This is a genomic window from Sulfitobacter sp. 15WGC (assembly GCF_005068605.1).
In the GTDB taxonomy this organism is placed as follows: Bacteria; Pseudomonadota; Alphaproteobacteria; order Rhodobacterales; family Rhodobacteraceae; genus Sulfitobacter; species Sulfitobacter faviae.
The window spans coordinates 42,080-65,483 of sequence record NZ_SZNL01000013.1; the positions used below are offsets into that span (position 1 = coordinate 42,080).

Consider the following 23,404-nt stretch of genomic DNA (forward strand, 5'->3'; position numbering starts at 1 on the left):
AGAAAAAACGCTGGCTGCCCAAGATGGTCTCGGGCGAGCTGGTCGGCGCACTGGCGATGACCGAACCCTCGACCGGCTCGGACGTGCAGCGCATCAAAACTAAGGCGATCCGCGAGGGCAACGCCTACAAACTCTCGGGCCAAAAGACCTTCATCACCAACGGCCAGCACGCCAACCTGATCATCGTGGCGGCCAAGACCGACCCCAAGGAAGGTTCCAAGGGCGTGTCGCTTGTGGTCGTGGAAACCGACAAGGCCGAAGGCTTCCAACGCGGCCGCAACCTCGACAAGATTGGCCTGCATGCCGCCGACACCTCCGAGCTCTTCTTCGACAATGTCGAGATCCCGCCCGAGAACATCCTCGGCCAGGACGAAGGCCAGGGCTTCTACCAGATGATGCAGCAGCTACCGCAGGAACGCCTGATCATCGGCTGCGGCGCGGTGGGCGCCATGGAAGGCGCCGTGGCGCGCACGATTCAATACTGCAAGGAACGCGAAGCCTTCGGTGGCCCGCTGACCCAGTTCCAGAACACGCGGTTCCAACTCGCCGAGGTCAAGACAAAGACCGCGGTGGCCCGTGCCTTCCTCGACGAATGCATCAGTGAACACCTGCGCGGGGAACTCAGCGTCGACAAGGCGGCGATGCAGAAATACTGGCTTACCGACACCCAAGGCGAGGTGCTGGATGTCTGCTTGCAGATGCACGGCGGCTACGGCTTCATGCAGGAATATGCCGTGGGCGAAATGTGGGCCGACGCGCGGGTGCAGCGCATCTACGGCGGCACCAATGAGATCATGAAGGAACTGATCGCGCGCAACCTCTGATCGCGCGCGGGTCGAAACACCGGCGCAGAGGTATTTGAAAAAGGATGAAGATAAGGCGCCCCCTGCCCCCTTCATCCTTTCACAAATACCTTCCGACATTTCAGCGGGTGCCGATAGAAGAGGAGGAATGACAGGTGACCATACAGCTTTATTGCTTTGGCGAATCGGGCAACGCCTACAAGGCGGCGCTGGCGCTCGAATTGTCGGGGCTCGACTGGGAGCCGGTGAAGGTGGACTTCTTCGGTGGCCAGACACGCCAGCCCGACTACCGCGCGCAGATCAACAACATGGGCGAGGCGCCGGTGATGATCGACGGCGATCTACGGCTTACCCAATCGGGCGTGATTCAGGATTACGTCGCGGAAAAGACGGGCAAATTCGGCGGGCGCGACGCGACGGAACGGCGCGAAATCCTGCGGTGGGTGCTATGGGATAACCACAAGCTCAGCTCCGTTGCCGGGATGACCCGTTTTCTGATGAACTTCCTGCCCGAAGACAAACGCCCCGCCGAGGTCATCGCCTTCAACCAGGGCCGGCTCAAGGCCGCCTATAGCGTGCTGAACGACCATCTCGACGGCCGCGACTGGATCGTGGGCGACGACATCACCAACGCGGACCTCAGCTGCTGCGGGTATCTTTATTACCCCGAGCCTTTCGGTTTCGACCGCAGCGACTGGCCCCATATCGACGCGTGGCTTACGCGTCTGAGCGAAACACCGGGCTGGAAAGCCCCCTATGATTTGATGCCCGGCAGCCCTGCTGACCGCGCCTGACCCGGAGGACATGACATGACCCAAGACGTATACATCTACGACGCCCTGCGCACCCCGCGCGGCAAGGGCCGCAAGGACGGCGCCCTGCACGAGGTGACCTCTCTGCGGCTCTCGGCGCAGACGCTCAATGCCCTGAAAGAGCGCAACAACCTCGAGGGCCACGCCGTCGAGGACGTGATCTGGGGCAACGTCACCCAGGTGATGGAACAGGGCGGCTGCCTGGCGCGCTCGGCGGTGCTGGCCTCGGACCTTGATGAGCGCATTCCGGGTTTGGCCATCAACCGCTTCTGCGCCTCGGGCATGGAAGCGGTGAACCTCGCTGCGAACCAAGTCAAAGGCGGCGCGGGCAACGGCTATATCGCCGGCGGTGTCGAGATGATGGGCCGCGTGGCCATGGGCAGCGACGGGGCGGCCATCGCCGTGGACCCGACGCTGGCGATGGAGAAATACTTCGTGCCGCAGGGCATCTCGGCGGATATCATCGCCACCGAGTTCGGCTTCTCGCGCGACGAGGCCGACCAGCTGGCCATGCAGTCCCAGCAGCGCGCCGCGCGGGCCTGGGAAGAGGGCCGCTTCGACAAATCCGTCATCACCGTGCGCGACCAGAACGGTCTCGCGATCCTCGACCGCGACGAATACATGCGCCCGCAGACCGATATGCAGAGCCTTGGCGGCCTGAACCCCGCCTTCCAGCAGATGGGCGAGGTCATGCCCGGCTTCGACAAGGTCGCGCTGATGAAATACCCGCATCTGGAACGGATCAACCACATCCACCACGCGGGCAACTCGTCTGGCATCGTCGACGGCGCCGCCGCGGTGTTGATCGGCAACAAGGAGTTTGGCGAGCAGCACGGGCTGAAGCCCCGCGCCCGCATCCGCGCCACCGCCAAGATCGGCACCGATCCCACCATCATGCTGACCGGCCCGGTGCCGGTGACCGAGAAGATCCTCAAGGACAACGGCATGACCATCGGCGACATTGATCTGTTCGAGGTCAACGAGGCCTTCGCCGCCGTGGTGCTGCGCTTCATGCAGGCCTTCGACGTGGACGACAGCAAGGTCAACGTGAACGGCGGCGGCATCGCCATGGGGCACCCCCTGGGCGCCACCGGCGCCATGATCATCGGCATCCTGCTCGATGAGATGGAGCGCGCCGACAAGGAAGTGGGGCTGGCCACGCTCTGCATCGCGTCCGGCATGGGTGCCGCCACCATCATCGAGCGCGTGTGAGCCGCGAAGGGAGCAAGAGAATGACCGATTTCACAATGAACAAGGATGCCGAGGGCATCGCCACCATCACTTGGGACGTGCCGGGCAAGAGCATGAACGTCATGTCCTTCGACGGCCTGCGCGATCTGGAAAAGCATATCGACGAGGCGCTGGCCGATGACGCCGTCAAGGGCATCGTCATCACCTCCGGTAAGGAGGGTTCCTTCGCCGGGGGCATGGACCTGAACCTGCTGGCGAAGATGAAGGAAGACGCGGGCGACGATCCGGCCAAGGGTCTCTTCGAGGGCACGATGCAGATGCACGCCCTGCTGCGCAAGATCGAGCGCGCGGGTATGGACCCCAAGACCAACAAGGGCGGCAAGCCCGTGGCCTGCGTGATCCCCGGCACAGCCGCCGGCATCGGTCTGGAACTGCCGCTGGCCACGCACCGGACCTTTGCCGCCGACAACCCCAAGGCGCGCATCGGCCTGCCAGAGATCCTCGTGGGCATCTTCCCGGGTGCGGGCGCACCACGCGGATGGTGCGCAAGCTCGGTGCCATGGCGGCCTCGCCCTTCCTTCTGGAAGGCAAGATGGTCGCCCCCGCCGCCGCGCAGAAGGCCGGGATCATCGACGAGGTCAGCGAAGACCCGATGGCCGCAGCCCGCGACTGGGTGCTGAACGCCAAGGATGCCGATCTGGTCAAGCCGTGGGATGCCAAGGGCTACAAGATGCCCGGCGGCGCGCCCTACCACCCGGCGGGCTTCATGACCTTCGTCGGCGCCAATGCAATGGTCAACGGCAAGACCCAGGGCGTCTATCCGGCGGCCAAGGCGCTGTTGTCGGCGGTCTACGAAGGCGCGCTGGTGCCTTTCGACACGGCGCTCAAGGTCGAGGCGCGCTGGTTCACAAACGTGCTGATGAACCCGTCGTCGGGCAACATGATCCGCTCGCTCTTCCTCAACAAGGAAGCGCTGGAGAAAGGCGCCGTGCGCCCCGAAGGCGTGCCGGACCAGCGCGTGAAGAAGCTGGGGGTTCTGGGCGCGGGCATGATGGGTGCCGGCATCACGCTGGTCTCGGCGCAGGCCGGGATCGAAGTGGTGCTGATCGACCAGACGCAGGAGGCCGCCGACCGTGGCAAGGCCTATACCGAGGGCTATTTCGACAAGGGCATCGCCCGCAAGAAAGCCACGCCCGAGAAGAAGGCCAAGGCGCTCGATCTGATCACCGCCACCACCGATCTGGAGGCGTTGAAGGGCTGCGATCTGATCATCGAGGCGGTCTTCGAGGACCCGAAGGTGAAGGCCGAGATGACCCAGAAGGTCGAGGCCGTGATCCCCGAGGATTGCATCTTTGCCTCCAACACCTCGACCCTGCCGATCACCGATCTGGCCAAGGCGTCGAGCCGCGATGAGCAGTTCATCGGCATCCACTTCTTCTCGCCCGTCGAGAAAATGCTGCTGGTGGAGATCATCAAGGGCCAAGAGACCGGTGACCGGGCCGTGGCCAAGGCGCTCGACTACGTGCGCCAGATCCGCAAGACCCCGATCGTGGTCAATGACGCGCGTTTCTTCTACGCCAACCGCTGCATCATTCCCTACATCAACGAGGGTGTGCGCATGGTGCAGGAGGGTGTCGAGCCCGCGCTGATCGAAAACGCCGCGAAGCTGGTCGGCATGCCCTTGGGCCCGCTGCAGCTGATGGACGAGACCTCGATCGATCTGGGCGCCAAGATCGCTCGTGCGACCAAGGCGGCAATGGGCGATGAATACCCGAACGACGACATCGACCCGCTGGTGTTCTGGATGGAGGAAGAGGGCCGTCTGGGCCGCAAGGCCAACGCCGGTTTCTACAGCTATGACGCCAAGGGCAAGCGCGAGGGCCTGTGGCGGGGCATGGGCGACAAGTACCCCGTGGCCGAAGAGCAGCCCGAGTTGATCGAGGTGCAGCACCGTCTGCTGTTCTCGCAGACATTGGAGGCGGTGCGCGCGCTGGAGGAAGGTGTCTTGATGGACATCCGCGAGGGCGACGTCGGCGCGATCCTCGGCTGGGGCTTTGCGCCTTGGTCCGGCGGTCCGCTGAGCTGGCTCGACATGATTGGCGCGCCCTATGCGGCGGAGCGTTGTGACCAGCTGACCGAGAAATACGGTGAGCGCTTTGCCTGCCCGGACCTGCTGCGCGAAATGGCGCAGAAGAACCAGAGTTTCTACGGACGGTTCAACCCGGACGCCAAGGCGGCGTAAGGGGGAGAGGGGCGCTTCGGCGCCCCTTTTTATTTGTCGCTCCTGCTGCCACCCGGCCCGGAATCAAGCCGCAGGCGCCGGGCCATCGCCTGCCCGTCCCCCGGGTAGGCGATTTGGTGAGGCTGGGCCTGCCCTCTCGATGGCGCGTCACGGTTGAACTATAAAGTGGCAGCGACGCCGGTCGGGTCGCCGACCCACGGGCAGGCGCTGGCCCTAGTGCTCTTGGTAAACGTAGCCGAAGAGCGCGATGTCCTCGGCGCAGATATCCGCCACGATATCCCGCAATTCTGGCGTGTACGCCGCCACTCCCTCCGAAGCATTCACCCGCGGCAGCGACAGCTCGAACCCAAGATGGTCGAACAGCGGCGCCGCATCCTCGGCGAAATGCTCCAACCGGATATAGAGATCGCAACGCTCCCGCCCTGCCGCATCCTGCATGTACCGCCGCGCGGGCCATGCGCGCAGGCTTTCTCGCGTCTGCGGATGCCGCAGGAACCCCGCGAAATCCTCCGACTTCGCCAGCGCCACCGCCGGATGATCGAACCCCTGCCCCCGCAGCCAGCGATAGTAGCTCGCCACCCGGTCCCACGGGTTGCGCACCAGCGTGAAGCAGAACAGCCCCGAGAGCTCCTCCGCTGTCACCAGCCCGTCGATGTCCGCCAGCGTCGAATGCTTCCATAGCCGCCCCGCCGCCTGCACGCCCTGCACCCACCGCCGCCGCTTGCGCGCTTTCGGCGTGTCGCCCAGCATCACGTCGTCTTTCATCGCGCGATCCTCAAGCGCCAGCGCCAATGAGGTGCCCCCAGTCTTGGGGATATGCACGAAAACGTAACGCCGACCGCGACTGATGATCACTCCACCGCCTCCGGCGCGCGCAGGGTCGAAGGCTCATCGCTGCGCAGGGCGATCACCGCCCCGGCCAGTGCGATCAGCGCCATGCCCGAGAATGCCAGGGGCGGCACCTCTTGGCCCCAAAGGATATAGGCCCAGAAACTGGCGAAGATCAGCAGCGAATATTCGAAAATCGCCACATGCCCGGCCTCTCCCAATTGGTAGCCGCGCACCAAAAAGCCGATGCCGATGAGCGAGCCCACCGCCTGCACCGCGATCCAGAACCACATCGCGCCATCGAGCGGCCCCCATGTGCGGCTGACGAAACCTTCGGCCCCCGCCACCTCCGCCCCCGGCAGGACTAAAACCCCGATGCCGCCCATGACTGCCAACATACCGAAGAAGCCCGCGGTCATCACCATCGTGCTCTCCCCCTCGCACCACGCCCGCGTCGCCACGGCGCCGATGGCATAGAGCGCCCCGGCCAGCAGCGGGAGGAAGGCCACGGGGTCAAGATCGCTCGGGTCCGGGCGGATCACCATCAAGGCCCCGGCAAAGCCCACGGCCACGGCCCCCCACCGCCACGGGCCGACGCGTTTGCCCTGAAACAGGGCCGAGATCATCAGCACGAAAAGCGGCGAGGTGAACAGCCCCGCCACCACCACCCCGATGGGCAGAAAAGCCAGACAGCCGAAATAGATCAACATCGCCCCGGCCTGAAACAAGCCGCGCCCGGCCACGGCCCAGAACCGCCGCGGGCGCAGAATGCCGAAGCCCAAGGCCGCGAGCACCATCAGAATGGCCACCGCCATAAGCCCGCGCAGGAAGTGAAACTGCCAGAGCGACCCGCGCTCGGTGATGAAGGGGACGAAATTGTCCGTCAGCCCCAAAGCCGCCATACCGCTCACCGCGCAAAGCGCCGCCAGCCTCGATTTTACCGCTGTGTCCTGCATCTGCCCTCCTTTTCCCTCCTGCCCTCTTTTCAAAGTCACGTCCGGGCAGCAATACTCAACCCCAAATCGCAACCAATGCCTTGGGAGGGGTCGCATGGGGTGGATGACGGATGAAAGCGGGCTTGAGAAATGCGCGGCGAATTTCGTGCCGCTCACGCCCCTGTCGCATTTGGCCCGCGCCGCAGAGGTTTTCCCGAACCAGACGGCGGTGATCCACGGCGACCATCGCGTCACCTATGCCCAGTACCACGAACGCTGCACCCGCCTCGCCGCCCTGTTGGCCGAAATCGGCGTGACCCCCGGCGATGTGGTCGCCACCCTCATCCCCAACCTGCCCGCGCAGGCCGAGGCGCATTTCGGCGTGCCCGCCTGCGGGGCCGTGCTCAACACCATCAACATTCGCCTCGATCCCGACACGGTGGCCTATATCCTCGACCACGGCGGTGCCAAGGTGCTCTTGGTCGATACCGAATTCCTGCCGCTGGCCGAAGACGCCTGCGCGCGGATGGAGGGCACCTGCCCCGCCATTATCGAAGTGCCCGATGCCCCCGCCGGTTTCCCCGCCAGCGGGCGGCACCCGCAATACGAAGAGTTGCTTGCGGAGGCGAATCCGAACTTTCGCTGGATCATGCCCGACGACGAATGGGAGAGCCTTGCGCTCAACTACACCTCCGGCACCACCGGGCGGCCCAAGGGCGTGGTCTACCACCACCGCGGCGCCTATCTGATGACCATGGGCACGGTGATCTCATGGCAGATGGTGCTGCGCCCGGTCTTCATGCAGATCGTGCCGCTGTTTCACTGCAACGGCTGGAACCACACATGGATGATGCCGCTTCTGGGCGGCACGCTGGTCTGCTGCCGCGACATCACCGCGGCGGCGATCTACGAGGCCATCGCCGAGCATGGCGTCACCCATTTCGGCGGCGCGCCCATCGTGCTGAACATGCTGGTCAACGCGGACGCAGAAGACCGCCGCGCCTTCGATCACCGGGTCGAGGTTTTCACCGCGGGCGCGCCCCCGGCCCCCGCGACCCTGTCGAAGATCGAAAAGCTGGGGTTCAACGTCACGCAGGTCTATGGGCTGACCGAAACCTTTGGCCATGTCACCGAATGTCTCTGGCAAGGCGCATGGGACGGGCTGCCAGAGCCTGAGCGCGCCGGGATCAAAGCGCGCCAAGGTGTCGCCATGCCGATGATGGAAGAGATCACCGTGATGGACGCCGAGATGGCCCAAACCCCACGTGACGGCGCGGCGCAGGGCGAGATCATGATCCGCGGCAATGCGGTGATGAAAGGCTACCTCAAGAACCCCGAGGCCACGGCCGAAGCCTTTGCGGGCGGCTACTTCCACTCCGGCGACATCGCGGTGCAGCATCCCGACGGCTACATCCAGATCGCCGACCGGGCCAAGGACATCATCATCTCGGGCGGAGAGAATATTTCGAGCGTCGAGGTCGAGGGTGTGTTGATGGGCCACGGCGCGGTCAACCTCGCCGCCGTGGTGGCGCAACCGGATGAGAAATGGGGCGAGGTGCCCTGCGCCTTTGTCGAGCTGAAACCGGGGGCGGAGGCCAGCGAAGAGGCGCTGATCGCCTTCGCCCGCGCGCGCCTTGCCGGGTTCAAAACGCCCAAGCGGGTGGTCTTTGGCGAACTGCCCAAAACCTCCACCGGGAAGATCCAGAAGTTCGAATTGCGCAAACAGGCGGCGGCCCTCTAAGGCGGGCATTATGTCACCTGCCATTGCTGATCCCGCAGCGCGTGGTAGAGTGGCGAAAACTGACAGGCCCGCAGCAGAACCCCATGACCGCCTTGACAAAATACGCCCGGCTCGAAGCGACGGGCCTTTGGCGCGCCACGCCCGATGCGCAGCGGCGCGAGGTGATCGTCTCTATCGGTGACGCGACGCTGGTGATCAGCGATCTCAAGGATCAGGCGCTGACCCATTGGTCGCTGGCCGCCGTCGACAGGGCCAACCCCGGCCAAACCCCCGCGCTCTATCATCCAGACGGCGATCCGGGTGAAACGCTGGAACTGCCCGACAATGAAACCGAGATGATCGAGGCCATCGAAAAGCTGCGCCGCGCGATCAACCGCAGCCGTCCCAAGCCGGGGCGTTTGCGGTCGGTCGGCATGTTGGCCTCCGTCGCGGTGGTGGCGGCGCTGGCGGTCTTTTGGATGCCCGGCGCGCTGCGCGATCATGCGATCAAAGTGGTGCCAGAGGTTAAACGTGTCTCTTTGGGCACGGCGCTGCTCAAGCGGCTTGAACGTGTCTCTGGCCCCGCCTGCGAAAGCCCCGGTGGCAGCGCCGCGCTGGCGCGGCTCACCAAACGGCTGGAGGTCGGGCGCGTGGCGATCCTGCCCGATATGACCCGCGCCAGCCTGCATCTGCCGGGCCGTCTCATCGTGCTCGACCGCGCGGTGCTGGAGGATTACGAAGAGCCCGATGTCGCCGCGGGCTATGTGCTGACCGAGGATGTGGCGCGCCGGGAGCATGACCCGCTGCGCGCCCTTTTGGAGGCCGTGGGCCTGCGCGAGAATTTCCGCCTGCTGACCACCGGCGATATCTCTTCCGAGGCGCTGGATGCCTATGCCGAGCAACTGCTGATGCGCCCCGCCGCGACACCGCCGGTCGAGGCTCAACTGGCGCGATTTGCCCAAGCCGAGCTGCGCAGCAAGCCCTATGCCTTTGCGCGTGACATTACCGGCGAAAGCACCCTGCCCCTGATCGAAGGTGACCCGATGAACGGCAAGCTGACCGCGCCGCTGATGTCGGATGCCGATTGGCTGAGATTGCAAAGCATCTGCGGCGGCTGACGGATTGGCGCAAGAAAAAGGCCAGCCGGGGGAAACCGCGGCTGGCCTTTTTCCTTCATTGCATAACGCTTAGCGCCGCAGATAGGCGTCCCGATATCCTGCCCGGCGCAATTGGCCAAGCGCCGCTTGGGCGGAGCCGCCCGCGATGGGGCCCGCCTGAACGCTGTGGTAGGTCTTGCCGCCACGGGTCTGTTTGCCGATGCGGGCGGGCAGGCCCAAGGCCGCGATCTGCCGCGCCGCGCGCTGCGCATTGGCGGGGCTGCCAAAGACACCGACCTGCACATAGCCCGCTTTGGTGTTGGGCTGGGCCGCCGGGGCCGAGCGGCTGGAGTAGACGGGGGCCGTCTTGATCGGGCGGGCATCCCGATGGATCGGCGCGGCGTTGCGGTAGCGCAGCACCCGTTTCACCACTTGGCCATCCCGCTCGACGATCTTGACCCGCCCCAGCTTGCGGCGCTGTGTTTCGATATCAAGATAGGGATAGATCAGCGGCACTTTGGCGGTCACGTCTTCGCCGGTGGCCTTGTTGACCAAACGGCGCGGCAGGGTCTGGGTCCAGACCAACAGCATGTCGGCGCGGCCTTCCAAGGTCTGCTCGGCCCGGTGCGGGTTCAGACGGTCGTCCTCCCAAACCTTCCGGTATCCTTTCGGGACTTTTACATTGGTCGTGTTCACCCGATTGATCGCCACATGTTTCGGCACGATCCGCGTCTGCGTGCCCACGGCGCGGGCGGGCTTGGCGCTGACCACCGGGGCGGCGACGGCGGCAGGGGCCACGATCCGCGCGGGTGCGGCGGCAACGCCGGGCATCACGCCCGCGCTGCGGTAGGGCTGCGGTGCGGTGCCGCGCTGCGGGCTCGAAGGGGCAAGACGCCCTGTCACAATCGGTTCCGCCTGCGGACCACAGCGCACGCTATAGCCATCCCCGCGCCGCATATAGCGCTGCGAGAGGGGCGAAGCGGCGGGACACGCGGTGACAAAGCCAGCCGGTGCCGGAGCGGCCAGCGCGACGGGTTTGCTGGGCACCACGGGCATGGGGCGCGGCGCGGTTTCGCGCACGACTTTGGGGGCAGCGCTCCGCGCCGGGGCTGGCGCGACACGGCGCACCACTTTTTGCGGCGCGGGCCGGGCCACGGGGGCTTTCGGCTTCGCCTTGGGCGCGGGCGCTTCGGCGACACGAGCCGGGGGCCTTTTGGCCGGGGCGGGGTCGACCTTGGTCTGCGCCGCCTCAACCTTGGCCTCTGCCACTTTCACGCCATTCGTGGGCTGGAACCCGCAGATTTGCTCGCGCGCGCGGCTCATGCGGGGCACCCATGACACATTGCCGTCGATGCCCGCGCGGATGAACACACATCCCGCGCTGTCGACATATTGCTTGCCCTTGTAAGAGGACGGCGGAAACTCTGCCGGTTGGCTCCGGCTGTCCTGCGCTTGGGTCTGCGATCCGCCGACGCCCAAGGCTGCGACGATCATCGCCATGGCAATACTTCTGGTAAGTGTCATCTAATGCCCCCACACTATCTGGTAGAACGATGCATCAGCGCGCGGCCTGAGTAAAGCACCGCGCGCCGATTAGCGAAACTTACCCGATCACTTGGTGCCGAACATCCGGTCACCCGCGTCGCCCAAACCGGGGATGATATAGCCCTTCTCGTTGAGGGACTCGTCCAGCGAGGCCGTGACGATGCGCACGTCCGGATGCGCGGCTTTCATCGTAGCGACCCCCTCGGGCGAGGCCAGCAGGCAGAGGAAAATGATATTGGTGGCGCCTGCCTCTTTCAGCAGGTTGATCGCCGCGACCGAAGAGTTGCCGGTGGCCAGCATCGGGTCTACGGCAATGACGAGGCGATCTTCCATCGCCTCAGGCACTTTGAAGTAATACTGCACCGGCTGAAGGGTCTCTTCGTCACGGTAGAGACCGACAAAGCCGACCCGCGCCGAGGGGATCAATTCGAGCACCCCATCCATCAGCCCGTTGCCCGCCCGCAGGATCGAGATCAGCGCCAGCTTCTTGCCGTCGAGCGTTGGCGCGTCCATCTCTTGCATCGGGGTCTCGACCCGTTTGGTCGTCATCGGCAGGCCGCGCGTCACCTCATAGGCCAAAAGCTGGCTAATCTCGCGCAGCAACTGCCGGAAGACGGCGGTCGAGGTGGCTTTGTCGCGCATGATGGTCAGCTTGTGCTGCACCAGCGGATGGTCGACGATCGTCAGGTGATTGGGGGTATCGGTCATGCGGCAGGCTCCTTTATTTGCCCTGCTTCTAGCCGCACAAGCGCCCCGCTCGCAAGCAAAGGCTGCGCGGCTACTGCGGCACCTCTACCCCCAGATGCCCGGCGACGAGAGCTGCGACATCGGTAAAGCCGATCTGCCCCAACGCCCCCGCCCCGGTCCCGGCGACCAGCACCGGCACCCTTTCGCGGGTGTGATCGCTGCCCGCCCATGTCGGATCATTGCCATGGTCCGCCGTCACCACCAGCATGTCGCCCTCCCCCAGCGCCGCGATCACCTTGCCGATCTCGGCGTCGAACCACTCCAGCGCCCGGGCATAGCCCGACACATCGCGGCGGTGGCCGTAAAGACTGTCGAACTCCACGAAATTGGCGAAGGTCAGGCTGCCCTCTTCGGCTTCACCCACCAGATCATGCAGATGATCCATCAGCTTGGCATCCGGCCCTTTGCGCAGCTCGTCGATGCCCTGCATGGTGAAAATATCGCCGATCTTGCCCACCGCATAGACCCGCCCCCCGGCGTTCTGCACCCAGTTGGTCAGCACCGGTTTGGGCGGCGTGATGGCATAGTCGCGCCGGTTCGCGGTGCGCTCAAAGGCGCCCACTTCCCCGGTGAAGGGCCGCGCGATGACACGCCCCACCTTCATCTCATGCAGGCGGGGCGCGATGTCTTGGCAAAGCTTCAAAAGGCGGTCGAGGCCAAAGGTCTCTTCATGGGCGGCGATCTGGAACACGCTGTCGGCAGAAGTATAGCAGATCGGCCAGCCGCTTTCGCAATGCTCCGCCCCCAGCCGTTCGATGATCGCCGTGCCAGAAGCGTGGCAGTTGCCCAAGATGCCATCGGTGCCCGCCAGCCGCGCGACCTCTGCGGTCAGGTCTGCGGGAAAGGCGGGGGTCTCATCCGGGAAGTAATGCCATGCCCAAGGCACCGGCAACCCGGCCAATTCCCAATGGCCCGAGGGGGTGTCTTTGCCCTGCGAAACCTCCGTCGCAGCGCCCCAGCGGCCTTCGGGCGCAGCACCCAGCCCCGGCGCCTCCATCCCGCTGGCGAGCTTCAGCGCGACACCCAGACCCAACCGGTCGAGTTTGGGCAGCGCCAGCGGCCCGCTGCGCCCCTCTTCGGCCTCTCCCGCGGCACAGGCCTGCGCGATATGGCCCAGCGTATTGGCCCCGGTATCGGGCAGGTCGCCGTTAAAGAACGCCCCCGCGTCCGGCGCCCCGCCGATGCCCACGGAATCGATCACGACCAAGAATGCACGTCCCATCAGCCGATCCTTTCCAAGATCAAATCCGGCGCTTCAACCGCCCTGTCCCCTAGCGTGATCGCCGCCAGAACCGCCGCCTCTGCCGCATCCGCAGCCGCCTCTCCCGCCGCGTGGATCGTGGCCAAAGGCGCGCCGGCGCGGACCTCTTCGCCCAAGCGCCGCACCTGCGACAGGCCCACCGCCGGGTCGATCTGGTCTGCCTCGACCACCCGGCCCCCGCCGAGATTGACCACCGCCATGCCGAGTGCCGCGCCGTCGATCGCGCTTACGTAGCCGCCGCGCGGCGCGGGGACCGCGCGGATCACGGGGGCTTTGGGCAGAATACGCTCCCAGTTTTCGGCGAAATCGGCAGGTGCGCCCATGGCGCTGAGCATCCGGGTGAAACGCTCCAACGCGCGGCCATCGCGGACCGCCGTGCGCAGGGCTTCGGCCCCCGCCTCAGCCGTCGCGGCCAGACCGCCATTGGCAAGAAGCCCGCCACCCAATTCAGCCGTCACATCAAGGATCGGCCCCGTCACCGCCCCGGTCAGCACCCGCATCACCTCGGCCACCTCCAGCGCGTTGCCAAGGCTCGGCACCAGCGGCTGGTTCATGTCACTGATCACCGCCGTCGTCGGGCAGCCCGCCGCCGTGGCGGTGCCGCTCAGCGCTTCGGCCAAGGCACGCGCCTGCGCGAGCTCCTTCATAAACGCGCCCGAGCCGACCTTCACGTCAAGCACCAGCCCATCCAGCCCGGCGGCGAGCTTTTTCGACAGGATCGACGCGGTGATCAGGTCGAGCGAATCCACGGTCGAGGTCACATCCCGCACCGCATAAAGCCGCCGATCCGCCGGGGCGATGTCGCCACTGGCGCTGACGATGGCGCAACCCACCTCCCGCACCACCGCGCGAAACCGCGCCTCTTCCAACTGCGTGCTGACGCCGGGGATCGCCTCAAGCTTGTCGAGCGTGCCGCCCGTATGCCCCAGCCCCCGGCCCGAGATCATCGGCACATAGGCCCCGCAGGCGGCCAGCGCGGGGGCGAGGATCAATGAGACGCAATCGCCCACCCCGCCGGTCGAATGTTTGTCGAGCACGGGGCCCTCCAAGTCCCAGTCCAACACCTGCCCCGAATCGCGCATCGCAAGGGTCAGCGCCACGCGGCCCGGCTGGTCCAAGCCATTAAGGCAAATGCCCATGGCAAAGGCCCCGGCCTGCGCGTCACTGACACGGCCATCGGCCAGCGCCCCGGCTATCCAGGTCAGCGCCTCTGCATCCAATGCCTCACCATGGCGCAGCCGCGCCAGAATGTCCCGCGCGCTCATGCGGTTAACCCTGCATGTGGGCGGCGCCAAAGGCCCCCGGCAGCAAGTCGCCCATGGTGGTCTGCTGTTCCTTGCCCGCCACGGTGGCCATGGTCACGGATACATCCCCGCCCGAAAATTCCGCCAGTTTCTGGCGGCAGCCGCCGCAGGGCGTCACGGGCATATCGCTGCCCGCCACGACATAGACCTCGGCGATCTCACGCTCGCCTGCTGCGACCATGGCAGCAATCGCACCCGCCTCGGCGCAGGTGCCCTGCGGGTAGGCGACGTTTTCGACATTGCAGCCACTGAACACCGCGCCCGAGGCGGTGCGGATCGCCGCGCCGACCTTGAAATTCGAATAGGGCGCATGGGCGTTTTCCCGCACCAACACAGCCGCGTCGCGCAAATCAGTCATTAGGCTCTCCCTTTTCTCGGACTATAGAAAATTACCCCGCCCTGTGCGATGCAAAACCACATGTCCCCTCAATCGCCTCTTAAAGCCCGCGCAAAATGACCTGCAAGGGCGACGCTGGGGCAAAGCCATCCGGCACCTAGACCGCCCCCGCCAAAAGCCGCTTTGCTTGCGCGCGAAAATTAGTTTAACGCTAAACCATTATTCGGGAGAAGCATAAACGATGTCCGACACCCCCAACCTGCGCCAAGCTGCATTGGATTACCACGAACACCCCCGGCCCGGGAAACTGGAGATCCGCGCGACCAAACCGCTGGCCAATGGCCGCGATCTGGCGCGGGCCTATTCACCGGGCGTGGCCGAGGCCTGTATCGAAATCAAGAACGACCCCGACACCGCCGCGCGCTATACCTCGCGCGGCAATCTGGTGGCCGTGGTCAGCAATGGCACGGCAGTGCTGGGGCTGGGCAATATCGGCGCGCTGGCCTCGAAACCGGTGATGGAGGGCAAGGCCGTGCTCTTCAAGAAATTCGCCAATATCGACTGCTTTGACATCGAGCTTGATCAATCCGACCCCGAGAAACTGGCCGAGATCGTCTGCGCGATGGAGCCGAGCTTTGGCGCGATCAACCTCGAAGACATCAGGGCCCCCGACTGTTTCGTGGTCGAGAAGATCTGCCGCGAGCGGATGAACATCCCCGTTTTCCATGATGACCAGCACGGCACCGCCATCGTCGTCGGCGCTGCCGCCAAGAACGCGCTGCATGTGGCGGGCAAGCGCTTCGAGGACATCAAGATCGTCTCCACCGGCGGCGGGGCTGCGGGCATCGCCTGCCTCAACATGCTGCTGAAACTCGGCGTAAAGCGTGAGAACGTTTGGCTCTGCGACATCAACGGGCTGGTCTATGAAGGCCGGACCGAGGATATGAACCCCAGCAAGGCCGAATATGCGCAGAAGTCCGACCTGCGCACGCTGGATGATGTGATCGACGGGGCCGACCTCTTCCTTGGCCTCTCCGGCCCCGGCGTGCTCTCGCCCGAGATGGTGGCGAAGATGGCCAAACGCCCGATCATCTTTGCGCTGGCGAACCCCACGCCGGAAATCCTGCCCGATGTGGCCCGCGCCGTGGCACCGGATGCGATCATCGCCACAGGGCGCAGCGATTTTCCCAATCAGGTCAACAACGTGCTCTGCTTCCCCTTCATCTTCCGGGGTGCGCTGGACGTGGGTGCGACCACGATCAACGACGAGATGAAGATCGCCTGTATCGACGGCATCGCCGCCCTCGCCCGCGCCACGACAAGCGCGGAGGCGGCAGCGGCCTATCAGGGCGAACAGCTGACTTTTGGTGCTGAATATCTGATCCCGAAACCCTTCGATCCGCGCCTCATCGGCGTCGTCTCCTCCGCCGTGGCCAAGGCCGCGATGGAGACGGGCGTGGCCGCGCGGCCTATCGAAGACCTCGACGCCTATAAACGCAAACTCGACGGGTCGGTGTTCAAATCCGCGCTGATCATGCGCCCGGTCTTCGAATCCGCCCGCTCCTCCCCCCGCCGTCTGGTCTTTGCCGAGGGCGAGGACGAACGCGTGCTGCGCGCCGCGCAAGCGATCATCGAAGAAACGGTGGAACGGCCCATTCTGATTGGCCGCCCCGAGGTGATCGAACGGCGCATCGAAAAGGCGGGTCTGAACCTGCAACTGGGCCAAAACGTCGATCTGGTGAACCCCGAGAACGACCCCCGCTACCGCGATTATTGGGAGACCTACCACAGCCTGATGTGCCGCCGCGGCGTCAGCCCCGACATCGCGCGGGCAATCATGCGCACCAACACCACCGCCATTGGCGCGGTCATGGTGCATCGTGGTGAGGCCGACAGCCTGATCTGCGGCACCTTTGGCGAGTTTGGCTGGCACCTCAATTACGTCAACCAAGTGCTGGGCCGCGACGGTTTCCGCCCGCATGGCGCGCTGTCGATGATGATCCTCGAAGACGGTCCGCTCTTCATCGCGGATACCCAAGTGAACCTGCACCCCACCCCCGAACAGATCGCCGAGATCGCCATCGGGGCCGCCCGCCACGTCCGCCGTTTTGGCATCGAGCCGAAAGTGGCGCTCTGCTCACAAAGCCAGTTCGGCAATCAGGGCGAAGGATCGGGCAAACGTCTGCGCGCGGCGCTGGAGATCCTCGACGCGGGCAACCATGATTTCGTCTACGAAGGTGAGATGAACATCGACACCGCGCTTGATGCCGAACTGCGCGCGCGGCTGCTGCCCTGCAACCGGATGGAAGGGGCCGCCAATGTGCTGGTCTTCGCCCATGCCGATGCTGCCTCGGGCGTGCGCAACATCCTGAAAATGAAGGGCGATGGGCTTGAAGTCGGGCCGATCCTGATGGGGATGGGCAACCGGGCGCATATCGTGTCGCCCTCGATCACCGCGCGCGGGCTGCTGAACGTGGGCGCCATCGCGGGCACGCCGGTCGCGCATTACGGCTAATGCCTGCGCAAAACGCCGCCCCCTTTCGGGGACGGCGTTACATGGTCGAATTTAGGGTTATTTGCGGGGCGTGGCGGGCTTGATGTCCGCGACGGAGGACGGGGCCTTGGCGGCGGGTTTTGCCGCGGCCTTGGCTTGCTTCTTCTTATTGCCGATTTTGTCACCCATGGTCGGGCCCTTTGCATGCAAGCGGCGCTGGCATCATGCCGCGCCTATGGGCATCATGGCAAAGTCGTGTTTCGGCGCTGATCCGTTTTCGACCAAGATGTCGTAAATATCGCGCCACCCCGAAAGGCGGCGCGAAGCCGCTTAGAACCGCCAGGTGAAGGCGCGGCTGACGCCGATGCGCATGGTCCATTGATCCTCTGACCCGGCCTGTGTGATCGGGCTGTCGGCGGCGTCATTCAGCAGACGTTGATAGGCCACGGCCCCTTCCAGCGCCCATGCGTCATCCAAACGGTAGGTCGCCTCGACCTCGACCCCCGCGCCCAGCAGACCGCCACCGGCCTCATAGGCGGCGAAGTTCGTGGTGGCGGTCTCGACGCCGTAATAGGTGTCAGCATAGGTGTCGTTGCCAAGGCTGAAACGCGGGCCTGCGGTGATGGTCCAACGCTCATCGGGGCGGAAGATCACATCGGCACCGATGTCGCCGGTCACGCCTTCATGGCCGCCAAAGCCACGGCGGACCTTGCCGAAGACCTGCCAGTTCACCTCGCGGTAGACCACGCCAAAGCCCAGTTCGACCGCCGCGTCGATATCCTCAAGCCCCGCAAGCTCCGCGTGATCGGAACTGTCACGCTCACCCAGATAGCGGAACGCGCCGGTGAAGCCGAAACCGGTCTTGGGCGTATCGCCAATGTTGGTGCCGATCTTGCGCCCGCCCCATTCCAGCGAACCGAAGGTGAAGGCCAAATCCGGCGTCGCGCGATAGCTGCTGGCGCCCGGATAATCCGGCGCCGCCCCGACACCGCCGCGCAGGGCGAAGTTGATGCTACGGTCCTGCGCCGCCGCAGGCAGCGCGGCAACGATGGCAAGGCAGGATGCAAGAGGCAAAGAAAGGGCGAGACGCATAATGGCAGGCTCCGGAAAAACAGTGAATTTCCGCCCAATCTAGCATGACGCGGCGCGACTGACAGGAACAATAGCGTTCCGCTTGCTGAAATCTTTCTAAGCGGCCAGAGTGACTGGAAATAATTGCGCGACACTGCACCTATACCCGGCCCGCGGGTTTGCCGCACAGCGCAACAGGAGGAGGAACACCATGGGATATCGCGACACCTACGACCGCTGGAAGGCCGACCCGGAAGCCTATTGGCTAGAGCAAGCCGAGGCGATCGACTGGGATATCGCGCCGACGCGCGCGCTGTTTGACCGGGGCGACCATATCTACGAATGGTTCGCGGATGCCAGTGTGAACACCTGCTACAATGCCGTCGACCGCCATGTCGACCAAGGCAACGGCAAACGCGTGGCGATTATCCATGACAGCCCGATCACCGGCAGCAAATCCACCCTGACCTATGGGGAGTTGCAGGCCCATGTCGCCTCGCTCGCCGGGGCGCTGGTGGCTCAAGGCGTGGAAAAGGGCGACCGCGTGGTGATCTATATGCCCATGGTCCCCGAAGCGGTTGAGGCGATGCTGGCCTGCGCGCGCATCGGCGCGATTCATTCCGTGGTCTTCGGCGGCTTCGCCTCTAGCGAATTGGCGGTGCGGATCGACGATTGCAAACCCAAGGCGATCATCGCCGCCTCCTGCGGGGTGGAGCCATCGCGGGTGGTGGATTACAAACCGCTGCTTGACGGAGCCATCGAACAGGCCAGCCACAAGCCCGACACCTGCATCATCCTGCAACGCGGCCAGAAACCCTGTGAGTTGAACCCCGAGCGGGACATCGATTGGTACGCCGCCCAAGACGGCGTGCGCCCGGCGCCCTGCGTGCCTGTGGAGGGGAACCACCCGGCCTATATCCTCTACACATCCGGCACCACCGGCGCACCCAAGGGCGTGGTGCGGCCCACGGCGGGGCATCTGGTGGCGCTGAACTGGACCATGAAAAACGTCTATAACGTCGAACCGGGAGAGGTCTTTTGGGCCGCCTCGGACGTGGGCTGGGTCGTGGGGCACAGCTATATCTGCTACGCGCCGCTGATCGCCGGGAACACCACCGTCGTATTCGAAGGCAAGCCCGTGGGCACGCCCGATGCGGGCACCTTCTGGCGGGTGATTGAGGAACATGGCGTGGCGAGCTTCTTTACCGCCCCCACCGCCATCCGCGCCGTGAAACGCGAAGACCCCGAGGGCGAGGAGATCAAGAGATACGACCTGTCGAGCCTGCGTGCGCTCTATCTCGCTGGGGAGCGGGCCGATCCCGATACCGTCGAATGGGCGCAGGAGAAACTGGGCAAGCCGGTCTACGATCACTGGTGGCAGACCGAGACCGGCTATACCATCGTCGGGAATCCAGCAGGGCTTGAGGCGCTGCCGGTCAAGGTCGGCTCCCCAACCGTGCCGATGCCGGGTTATGACGTGCAGATTTTGGATGAGCGCGGCGCCCCCCTGCCCGCCGGAGAGTTGGGCGCCATCGCCATCAAGCTGCCCCTGCCCCCCGGCACCCTGCCGGGGCTCTGGAACGCCGAAGACCGCTTTCGCAAATCCTACCTCAGCACCTTCCCCGGCTATTATGAGACCGGCGATGCAGGCCGGATCGACGAGGACGGCTATGTCTGGATCATGGCGCGCACCGATGACGTGATCAACGTCGCGGGCCACCGCCTCTCGACCGGCGCGATGGAAGAGGTCTTAGCCGGGCACCCCGATGTGGCGGAATGCGCCGTTGTGGGGGTCAGCGATGAGCTTAAAGGACAGATGCCGGTCGGGTTTCTCTGCCTGACCAAGGGTGTCGACCGCCCGCATGAGGAAATCGTCGCCGAATGCGTCACCCGGATGCGCGAGCAGATCGGCCCCGTAGCCGCCTTCAAACAGGCCGTGGTGGTCGACCGCCTGCCCAAGACCCGCTCGGGCAAGATCCTGCGCGCGACGATGGTGAAGATCGCCGATGGGGAGGATTTCAAGACCCCCGCAACCATCGACGACCCGGCGATCTTGGACGAAATCCGCACGGCGCTGAGGGGCATCGGCTACCCGCAGGGCTAACCAAAAATCACATGGCGGTGGACCTTTGCCCGCCCGGCGCTACAGTTACCCCCACAGAAACGCGCGCGCAGCCCAGCCCGCGCGTTTTTTACAATTGCGTTGCTTGCGCAAAATATGCGAAGCGCCCCCGGAAATGCCCCCCGGCGGGGCCAACCACGACAGCACATTCAGTGGGTCTTTTCCCTCCCGGAGCTTACCCTCCGGCCGCGCAGAAAGGTTTTCGACGTGCAGACACCCTATTACCTGATCGACAAGGCCAATCTCCGCGACAATATGGAAAAGATCGCCCGCCTCCGCGCGCTTTCCGGTGCGCGCTGCCTGCTGGCGCTGAAGTGCTTCGCCACATGGTCGGTCTTTGATTTCATGTCCGAGTATATGGACGGCTCGACCTCCTCGTCGCTCTATGAGGTGCGACTGGGGGCCGAGAAATTCCCCGGTGAGACCCACGCCTATTCGGTGGCCTATGCCGAGCATGAGATCGACGAGGTGCTGGGCCATGCCGACAAGATCATCTTCAACTCCATCGGCCAGCTCGACAAGTTCGATGCGCAATCGCAGGGCCATATCCGCGGGCTGCGGGTGAACCCCGGCGTTTCCACCTCGGACTTCGACCTTGCCGACCCCGCCCGCCCCTTCAGCCGTCTGGGCGAGCATGATCCGGCAGCGATCGACGCGGTCGCCGACCGGATCAGCGGGCTGATGTTCCACAACAATTGCGAGAACGACGACTTCGCGCGGTTCGACGAGATGCTGACCCTGATAGATGAGCGCTTTGGCGCAGTGCTGCACAAGATGGAGTGGATCAGCCTCGGCGGCGGCATCCATTTCACCGGCGAGAGCTACCCGCTCGACGAACTGGCGCTACGGCTCAAAGCCTTTGCCGACCGCTTTGGTGTGCAGGTCTATCTGGAACCCGGCGAGGCCGCGATCACCGGGGCCGCGACACTTGAGGTCACCGTGCTCGACACGATGTACAACGGTAAGAACCTTGCCATCGTCGACAGCTCCATTGAGGCGCATATGCTCGACCTGCTGATCTACCGCGAACCGGCCAAGATCGCCCCCGACACGGGCGACCACGAATGGATGATCTGCGGCAAATCCTGCCTTGCAGGCGATATCTTTGGCGAGTTCCGCTTCGATGCGCCGCTGAAGGCCGGCGACCGGCTCTCGTTTCAGGACGCTGCCGGTTACACGATGGTCAAGAAAAACTGGTTCAACGGCGTGAAGATGCCCGGCATCGCGGTGCGCGAGTTGGACGGAACCACCCGAATGGTGCGCGATTTCGATTATGACGATTTCGCCGCCGCCCTGTCGTGACAAGGAAAGAGGTCAACACTATGAAACGCAATGTTCTTATCATCGGCGCGGGCGGCGTCGCACAGGTTGTGGCGCATAAATGCGCGCAGAATAATGACCGTTTGGGTGACTTGCATATCGCCAGCCGCACGGTCTCCAAATGCGAGGCGATCATCGCAAGCGTGCATGAGAAAAACGCGATGAAGCAGGATGGCGTCTTCAAGGCGCATGCCGTCGACGGGATGGACACCGATGCCGTGGCCGCCCTGATCAAAGAGACCGGCTGCCAAATCGTCATCAACGTGGGCTCGCCGTTCGTGAACATGACCGTGCTTCAAGCCTGCATCGACACCGGTGCTGCCTATATCGACACGGCGATCCACGAGGACCCGACCAAGATCTGCGAGACCCCGCCGTGGTATGGCAACTACGAGTGGAAGCGCCGCGAGGCCTGCGCCGAAGCGGGGGTGACCGCGATCCTCGGCGCCGGTTTCGATCCGGGCATGGTCAACGCCTTCGCCCGTTTCGCAGTGGATGAGTTCATGGACGAGGTCAAATCCATCGACATCGTCGACATCAACGCGGGCAACCACGGCAAGTATTTCTCGACCAACTTCGACCCTGAGATCAACTTCCGCGAGTTCACCGGCACCGTTTACAGCTGGCAGGAAGGCGCGTGGCAGGAGAACAAGATGTTCGAAGTGGGCCGCGAATGGGACCTGCCCGTGGTCGGCAAGCAGAAGGCCTATCTGTCGGGCCATGACGAGGTGCATTCGCTGTCGGCGAACTACCCGCAGGCTGACGTGCGCTTCTGGATGGGTTTTGGCGACCACTACATCAACGTCTTCACCGTCTTGCAAAACCTCGGCCTGCTGTCCGAGCAGCCCGTGACCACCGCCGAGGGGCTGGAGGTCGTCCCGCTGAAAGTGGTGAAAGCCGTGCTGCCCGACCCGTCGAGCCTTGCGCCCAACTACACCGGCAAGACCTGCATTGGCGATCTGGTGAAAGGCGTGAAGGACGGCGAAGAGGTCGAGGTCTTTGTCTATAACGTCGCCGATCACAAGGACGCCTATAACGAAGTGGGCAGCCAAGGCATTTCCTACACCGCGGGCGTGCCGCCGGTGGCCTTTGCGATGCTGATCGCCGATGGCACCTATGACACCGCCACCATGGTCAATGTCGAAGAGTTGGACCCCAAGCCCCTCTTTGGTTTGCTCGACGACATCGGCCTGCCCACCCGCATCAAAGACGACAAGGGTGACCGCGCTTGGCATGAGGCTTGAACCTCTCTTGAAACGCAAAAGGCGACCCTCAGGGGGTCGCCTTTTTTAATTCTGCCGACGAAACTCAGTATTTCGCGGCGAAGTCATCGACTTGACGCTCGGCCTCGTCTTTGGCGATGCCATAGCGTTCTTGAATCTTACCCACCAACTGCTCGCGATTGCCACGGGCTTCGGCGATTTCGTCATCGGTCAGATCGCCCCATTGCGATTTCACCGCGCCGGTCATCTGGTTCCAATTGCCTTCGATACGGTCCCAATTCATCTTAGGTCTCCTTTCTTCGGCTGTTAAGACGCGGGAGGTTCCCGCTCTTGCAGGCTCAACGCTGGCGCG

19 protein-coding genes and 1 pseudogene are annotated in these 23,404 nt (G+C 64.4%); 10 read left to right on the top strand and 10 right to left on the bottom strand.

Translation table 11 applies throughout. The features are described 5' to 3' along the window. The 4 genes and pseudogenes from FCK22_RS12385 to FCK22_RS12400 form a co-directional block, all read left to right on the top strand. Positions 1-824 (top strand): acyl-CoA dehydrogenase family protein (locus tag FCK22_RS12385; RefSeq protein ID WP_136720461.1); only part of this gene is annotated, 824 nt, incomplete at its 5' end. A 134-nt stretch (positions 825-958) separates the two neighbouring features. Beyond that, on the top strand, positions 959-1,597 hold the full coding sequence (locus tag FCK22_RS12390) for a glutathione S-transferase family protein (protein WP_067261202.1): 639 nt from the start codon (positions 959-961) through the stop codon (positions 1,595-1,597). 15 nt (positions 1,598-1,612) lie between these two features. Next, positions 1,613-2,827, top strand: a complete 1,215-nt coding sequence (locus FCK22_RS12395) for an acetyl-CoA C-acetyltransferase (protein ID WP_067261203.1) — start codon at positions 1,613-1,615, stop codon at positions 2,825-2,827. A 20-nt stretch (positions 2,828-2,847) separates the two neighbouring features. Beyond that, positions 2,848-5,048 (top strand): annotated as a pseudogene (locus FCK22_RS12400) (3-hydroxyacyl-CoA dehydrogenase NAD-binding domain-containing protein). 213 nt (positions 5,049-5,261) lie between these two features. On the opposite strand, the gene FCK22_RS12405 reads toward FCK22_RS12400, so the two are convergent. Together FCK22_RS12405 and FCK22_RS12410 are read right to left on the bottom strand one after the other, a co-directional pair. Continuing rightward, a complete protein-coding gene (locus FCK22_RS12405) occupies positions 5,262-5,903 on the bottom strand; it encodes a sulfotransferase family 2 domain-containing protein (RefSeq protein WP_067261207.1) in 642 nt (213 codons plus the stop codon). Next, positions 5,900-6,832: a DMT family transporter gene (locus FCK22_RS12410; protein WP_067261209.1), complete on the bottom strand. Its 933-nt coding sequence runs from the start codon at positions 6,830-6,832 to the stop codon at positions 5,900-5,902. The genes FCK22_RS12405 and FCK22_RS12410 overlap by 4 nt, the downstream gene beginning before the upstream one ends. A gap of 94 nt (positions 6,833-6,926) precedes the next feature. Here FCK22_RS12410 and FCK22_RS12415 point away from each other — a divergent pair, with 94 nt between their 5' ends. Both FCK22_RS12415 and FCK22_RS12420 read left to right on the top strand, forming a co-directional pair. After that, positions 6,927-8,552, top strand: coding sequence for a long-chain-fatty-acid--CoA ligase (locus FCK22_RS12415; protein ID WP_067261210.1), 1,626 nt, complete (start codon positions 6,927-6,929; stop codon positions 8,550-8,552). Positions 8,553-8,635: 83 nt separating this feature from the next. After that, positions 8,636-9,649 carry a hypothetical protein gene (locus tag FCK22_RS12420; protein WP_067261212.1) on the top strand — a complete coding sequence of 338 codons (1,014 nt, stop codon included), beginning with the start codon at positions 8,636-8,638 and terminating at the stop codon, positions 9,647-9,649. A 69-nt stretch (positions 9,650-9,718) separates the two neighbouring features. On the opposite strand, the gene FCK22_RS12425 is transcribed toward FCK22_RS12420, so the two are convergent. The 5 genes from FCK22_RS12425 to FCK22_RS12445 form a co-directional block, all read right to left on the bottom strand. Next, the gene (locus FCK22_RS12425; protein ID WP_136720452.1) at positions 9,719-11,152 is read right to left on the bottom strand and encodes an SPOR domain-containing protein; all 1,434 of its coding nucleotides are present in this window, start codon (positions 11,150-11,152) and stop codon (positions 9,719-9,721) included. An 87-nt stretch (positions 11,153-11,239) separates the two neighbouring features. Next, positions 11,240-11,881, bottom strand: a complete 642-nt coding sequence (gene upp / locus FCK22_RS12430; protein ID WP_067263778.1) for a uracil phosphoribosyltransferase — start codon at positions 11,879-11,881, stop codon at positions 11,240-11,242. Positions 11,882-11,951: 70 nt separating this feature from the next. Further along, complete coding sequence (locus FCK22_RS12435) at positions 11,952-13,142, bottom strand: phosphopentomutase (RefSeq protein WP_136720453.1); 1,191 nt, start codon at positions 13,140-13,142, stop codon at positions 11,952-11,954. Beyond that, the gene (locus tag FCK22_RS12440) at positions 13,142-14,446 is read right to left on the bottom strand and encodes a thymidine phosphorylase (RefSeq protein ID WP_067267267.1); all 1,305 of its coding nucleotides are present in this window, start codon (positions 14,444-14,446) and stop codon (positions 13,142-13,144) included. Before FCK22_RS12440 ends, FCK22_RS12435 begins: the two co-directional genes overlap by 1 nt. 4 nt (positions 14,447-14,450) lie before the next feature. Further along, a complete protein-coding gene (locus tag FCK22_RS12445; protein ID WP_067267269.1) occupies positions 14,451-14,843 on the bottom strand; it encodes a cytidine deaminase in 393 nt (130 codons plus the stop codon). 220 nt (positions 14,844-15,063) lie between these two features. Between FCK22_RS12445 and FCK22_RS12450 the strand changes: the two genes are divergently transcribed. Then, positions 15,064-17,337 (top strand): NADP-dependent malic enzyme, encoded by a 2,274-nt coding sequence (locus FCK22_RS12450; protein WP_067267271.1) that lies wholly within the window; start codon positions 15,064-15,066, stop codon positions 17,335-17,337. Between the two features lie 57 nt (positions 17,338-17,394). Here the strand turns inward: FCK22_RS12450 and FCK22_RS12455 are convergent, their stop codons facing one another. Both FCK22_RS12455 and FCK22_RS12460 read right to left on the bottom strand, forming a co-directional pair. Further along, the gene (locus FCK22_RS12455) at positions 17,395-17,505 is read right to left on the bottom strand and encodes a malic enzyme (protein WP_067267274.1); all 111 of its coding nucleotides are present in this window, start codon (positions 17,503-17,505) and stop codon (positions 17,395-17,397) included. 141 nt (positions 17,506-17,646) lie between these two features. Continuing rightward, positions 17,647-18,408: a MipA/OmpV family protein gene (locus FCK22_RS12460; RefSeq protein ID WP_136720454.1), complete on the bottom strand. Its 762-nt coding sequence runs from the start codon at positions 18,406-18,408 to the stop codon at positions 17,647-17,649. 190 nt (positions 18,409-18,598) lie between these two features. On the opposite strand from FCK22_RS12460, the gene FCK22_RS12465 reads away from it, so the two are divergent. The 3 genes from FCK22_RS12465 (at position 18,599) to FCK22_RS12475 (ending at position 23,073) form a co-directional block, all read left to right on the top strand. After that, on the top strand, positions 18,599-20,491 hold the full coding sequence (locus FCK22_RS12465; protein WP_067267277.1) for a propionyl-CoA synthetase: 1,893 nt from the start codon (positions 18,599-18,601) through the stop codon (positions 20,489-20,491). Between the two features lie 225 nt (positions 20,492-20,716). Then, positions 20,717-21,811, top strand: a complete 1,095-nt coding sequence (locus FCK22_RS12470; protein WP_067267279.1) for a carboxynorspermidine decarboxylase — start codon at positions 20,717-20,719, stop codon at positions 21,809-21,811. Positions 21,812-21,831: 20 nt separating this feature from the next. Beyond that, complete coding sequence (locus tag FCK22_RS12475) at positions 21,832-23,073, top strand: saccharopine dehydrogenase family protein (RefSeq protein WP_067267280.1); 1,242 nt, start codon at positions 21,832-21,834, stop codon at positions 23,071-23,073. Positions 23,074-23,137: 64 nt separating this feature from the next. Here FCK22_RS12475 and FCK22_RS12480 read toward each other — a convergent pair whose 3' ends face one another. Further along, complete coding sequence (locus FCK22_RS12480) at positions 23,138-23,335, bottom strand: CsbD family protein (RefSeq protein WP_067267282.1); 198 nt, start codon at positions 23,333-23,335, stop codon at positions 23,138-23,140. Between the last annotated feature and the right edge of the window lie 69 nt (positions 23,336-23,404).

What these genes read in the sequence shown, in the direction of transcription:
- FCK22_RS12465 (WP_067267277.1), top strand. Translation starts at nt 18,599, where the DNA reads ATGGGATATCGCGACACCTACGACCGCTGGAAGGCCGACCCGGAAGCC.
- FCK22_RS12425 (WP_136720452.1), bottom strand. Translation starts at nt 11,152, where the DNA reads ATGACACTTACCAGAAGTATTGCCATGGCGATGATCGTCGCAGCCTTG.
- FCK22_RS12415 (WP_067261210.1), top strand. Translation starts at nt 6,927, where the DNA reads ATGGGGTGGATGACGGATGAAAGCGGGCTTGAGAAATGCGCGGCGAAT.
- FCK22_RS12460 (WP_136720454.1), bottom strand. Translation starts at nt 18,408, where the DNA reads ATGCGTCTCGCCCTTTCTTTGCCTCTTGCATCCTGCCTTGCCATCGTT.
- FCK22_RS12445 (WP_067267269.1), bottom strand. Translation starts at nt 14,843, where the DNA reads ATGACTGATTTGCGCGACGCGGCTGTGTTGGTGCGGGAAAACGCCCAT.
- FCK22_RS12455 (WP_067267274.1), bottom strand. Translation starts at nt 17,505, where the DNA reads ATGGGTGACAAAATCGGCAATAAGAAGAAGCAAGCCAAGGCCGCGGCA.
- FCK22_RS12435 (WP_136720453.1), bottom strand. Translation starts at nt 13,142, where the DNA reads ATGGGACGTGCATTCTTGGTCGTGATCGATTCCGTGGGCATCGGCGGG.
- FCK22_RS12440 (WP_067267267.1), bottom strand. Translation starts at nt 14,446, where the DNA reads ATGAGCGCGCGGGACATTCTGGCGCGGCTGCGCCATGGTGAGGCATTG.
- FCK22_RS12410 (WP_067261209.1), bottom strand. Translation starts at nt 6,832, where the DNA reads ATGCAGGACACAGCGGTAAAATCGAGGCTGGCGGCGCTTTGCGCGGTG.
- FCK22_RS12395 (WP_067261203.1), top strand. Translation starts at nt 1,613, where the DNA reads ATGACCCAAGACGTATACATCTACGACGCCCTGCGCACCCCGCGCGGC.
- FCK22_RS12420 (WP_067261212.1), top strand. Translation starts at nt 8,636, where the DNA reads ATGACCGCCTTGACAAAATACGCCCGGCTCGAAGCGACGGGCCTTTGG.
- FCK22_RS12450 (WP_067267271.1), top strand. Translation starts at nt 15,064, where the DNA reads ATGTCCGACACCCCCAACCTGCGCCAAGCTGCATTGGATTACCACGAA.
- upp (WP_067263778.1), bottom strand. Translation starts at nt 11,881, where the DNA reads ATGACCGATACCCCCAATCACCTGACGATCGTCGACCATCCGCTGGTG.
- FCK22_RS12475 (WP_067267280.1), top strand. Translation starts at nt 21,832, where the DNA reads ATGAAACGCAATGTTCTTATCATCGGCGCGGGCGGCGTCGCACAGGTT.
- FCK22_RS12480 (WP_067267282.1), bottom strand. Translation starts at nt 23,335, where the DNA reads ATGAATTGGGACCGTATCGAAGGCAATTGGAACCAGATGACCGGCGCG.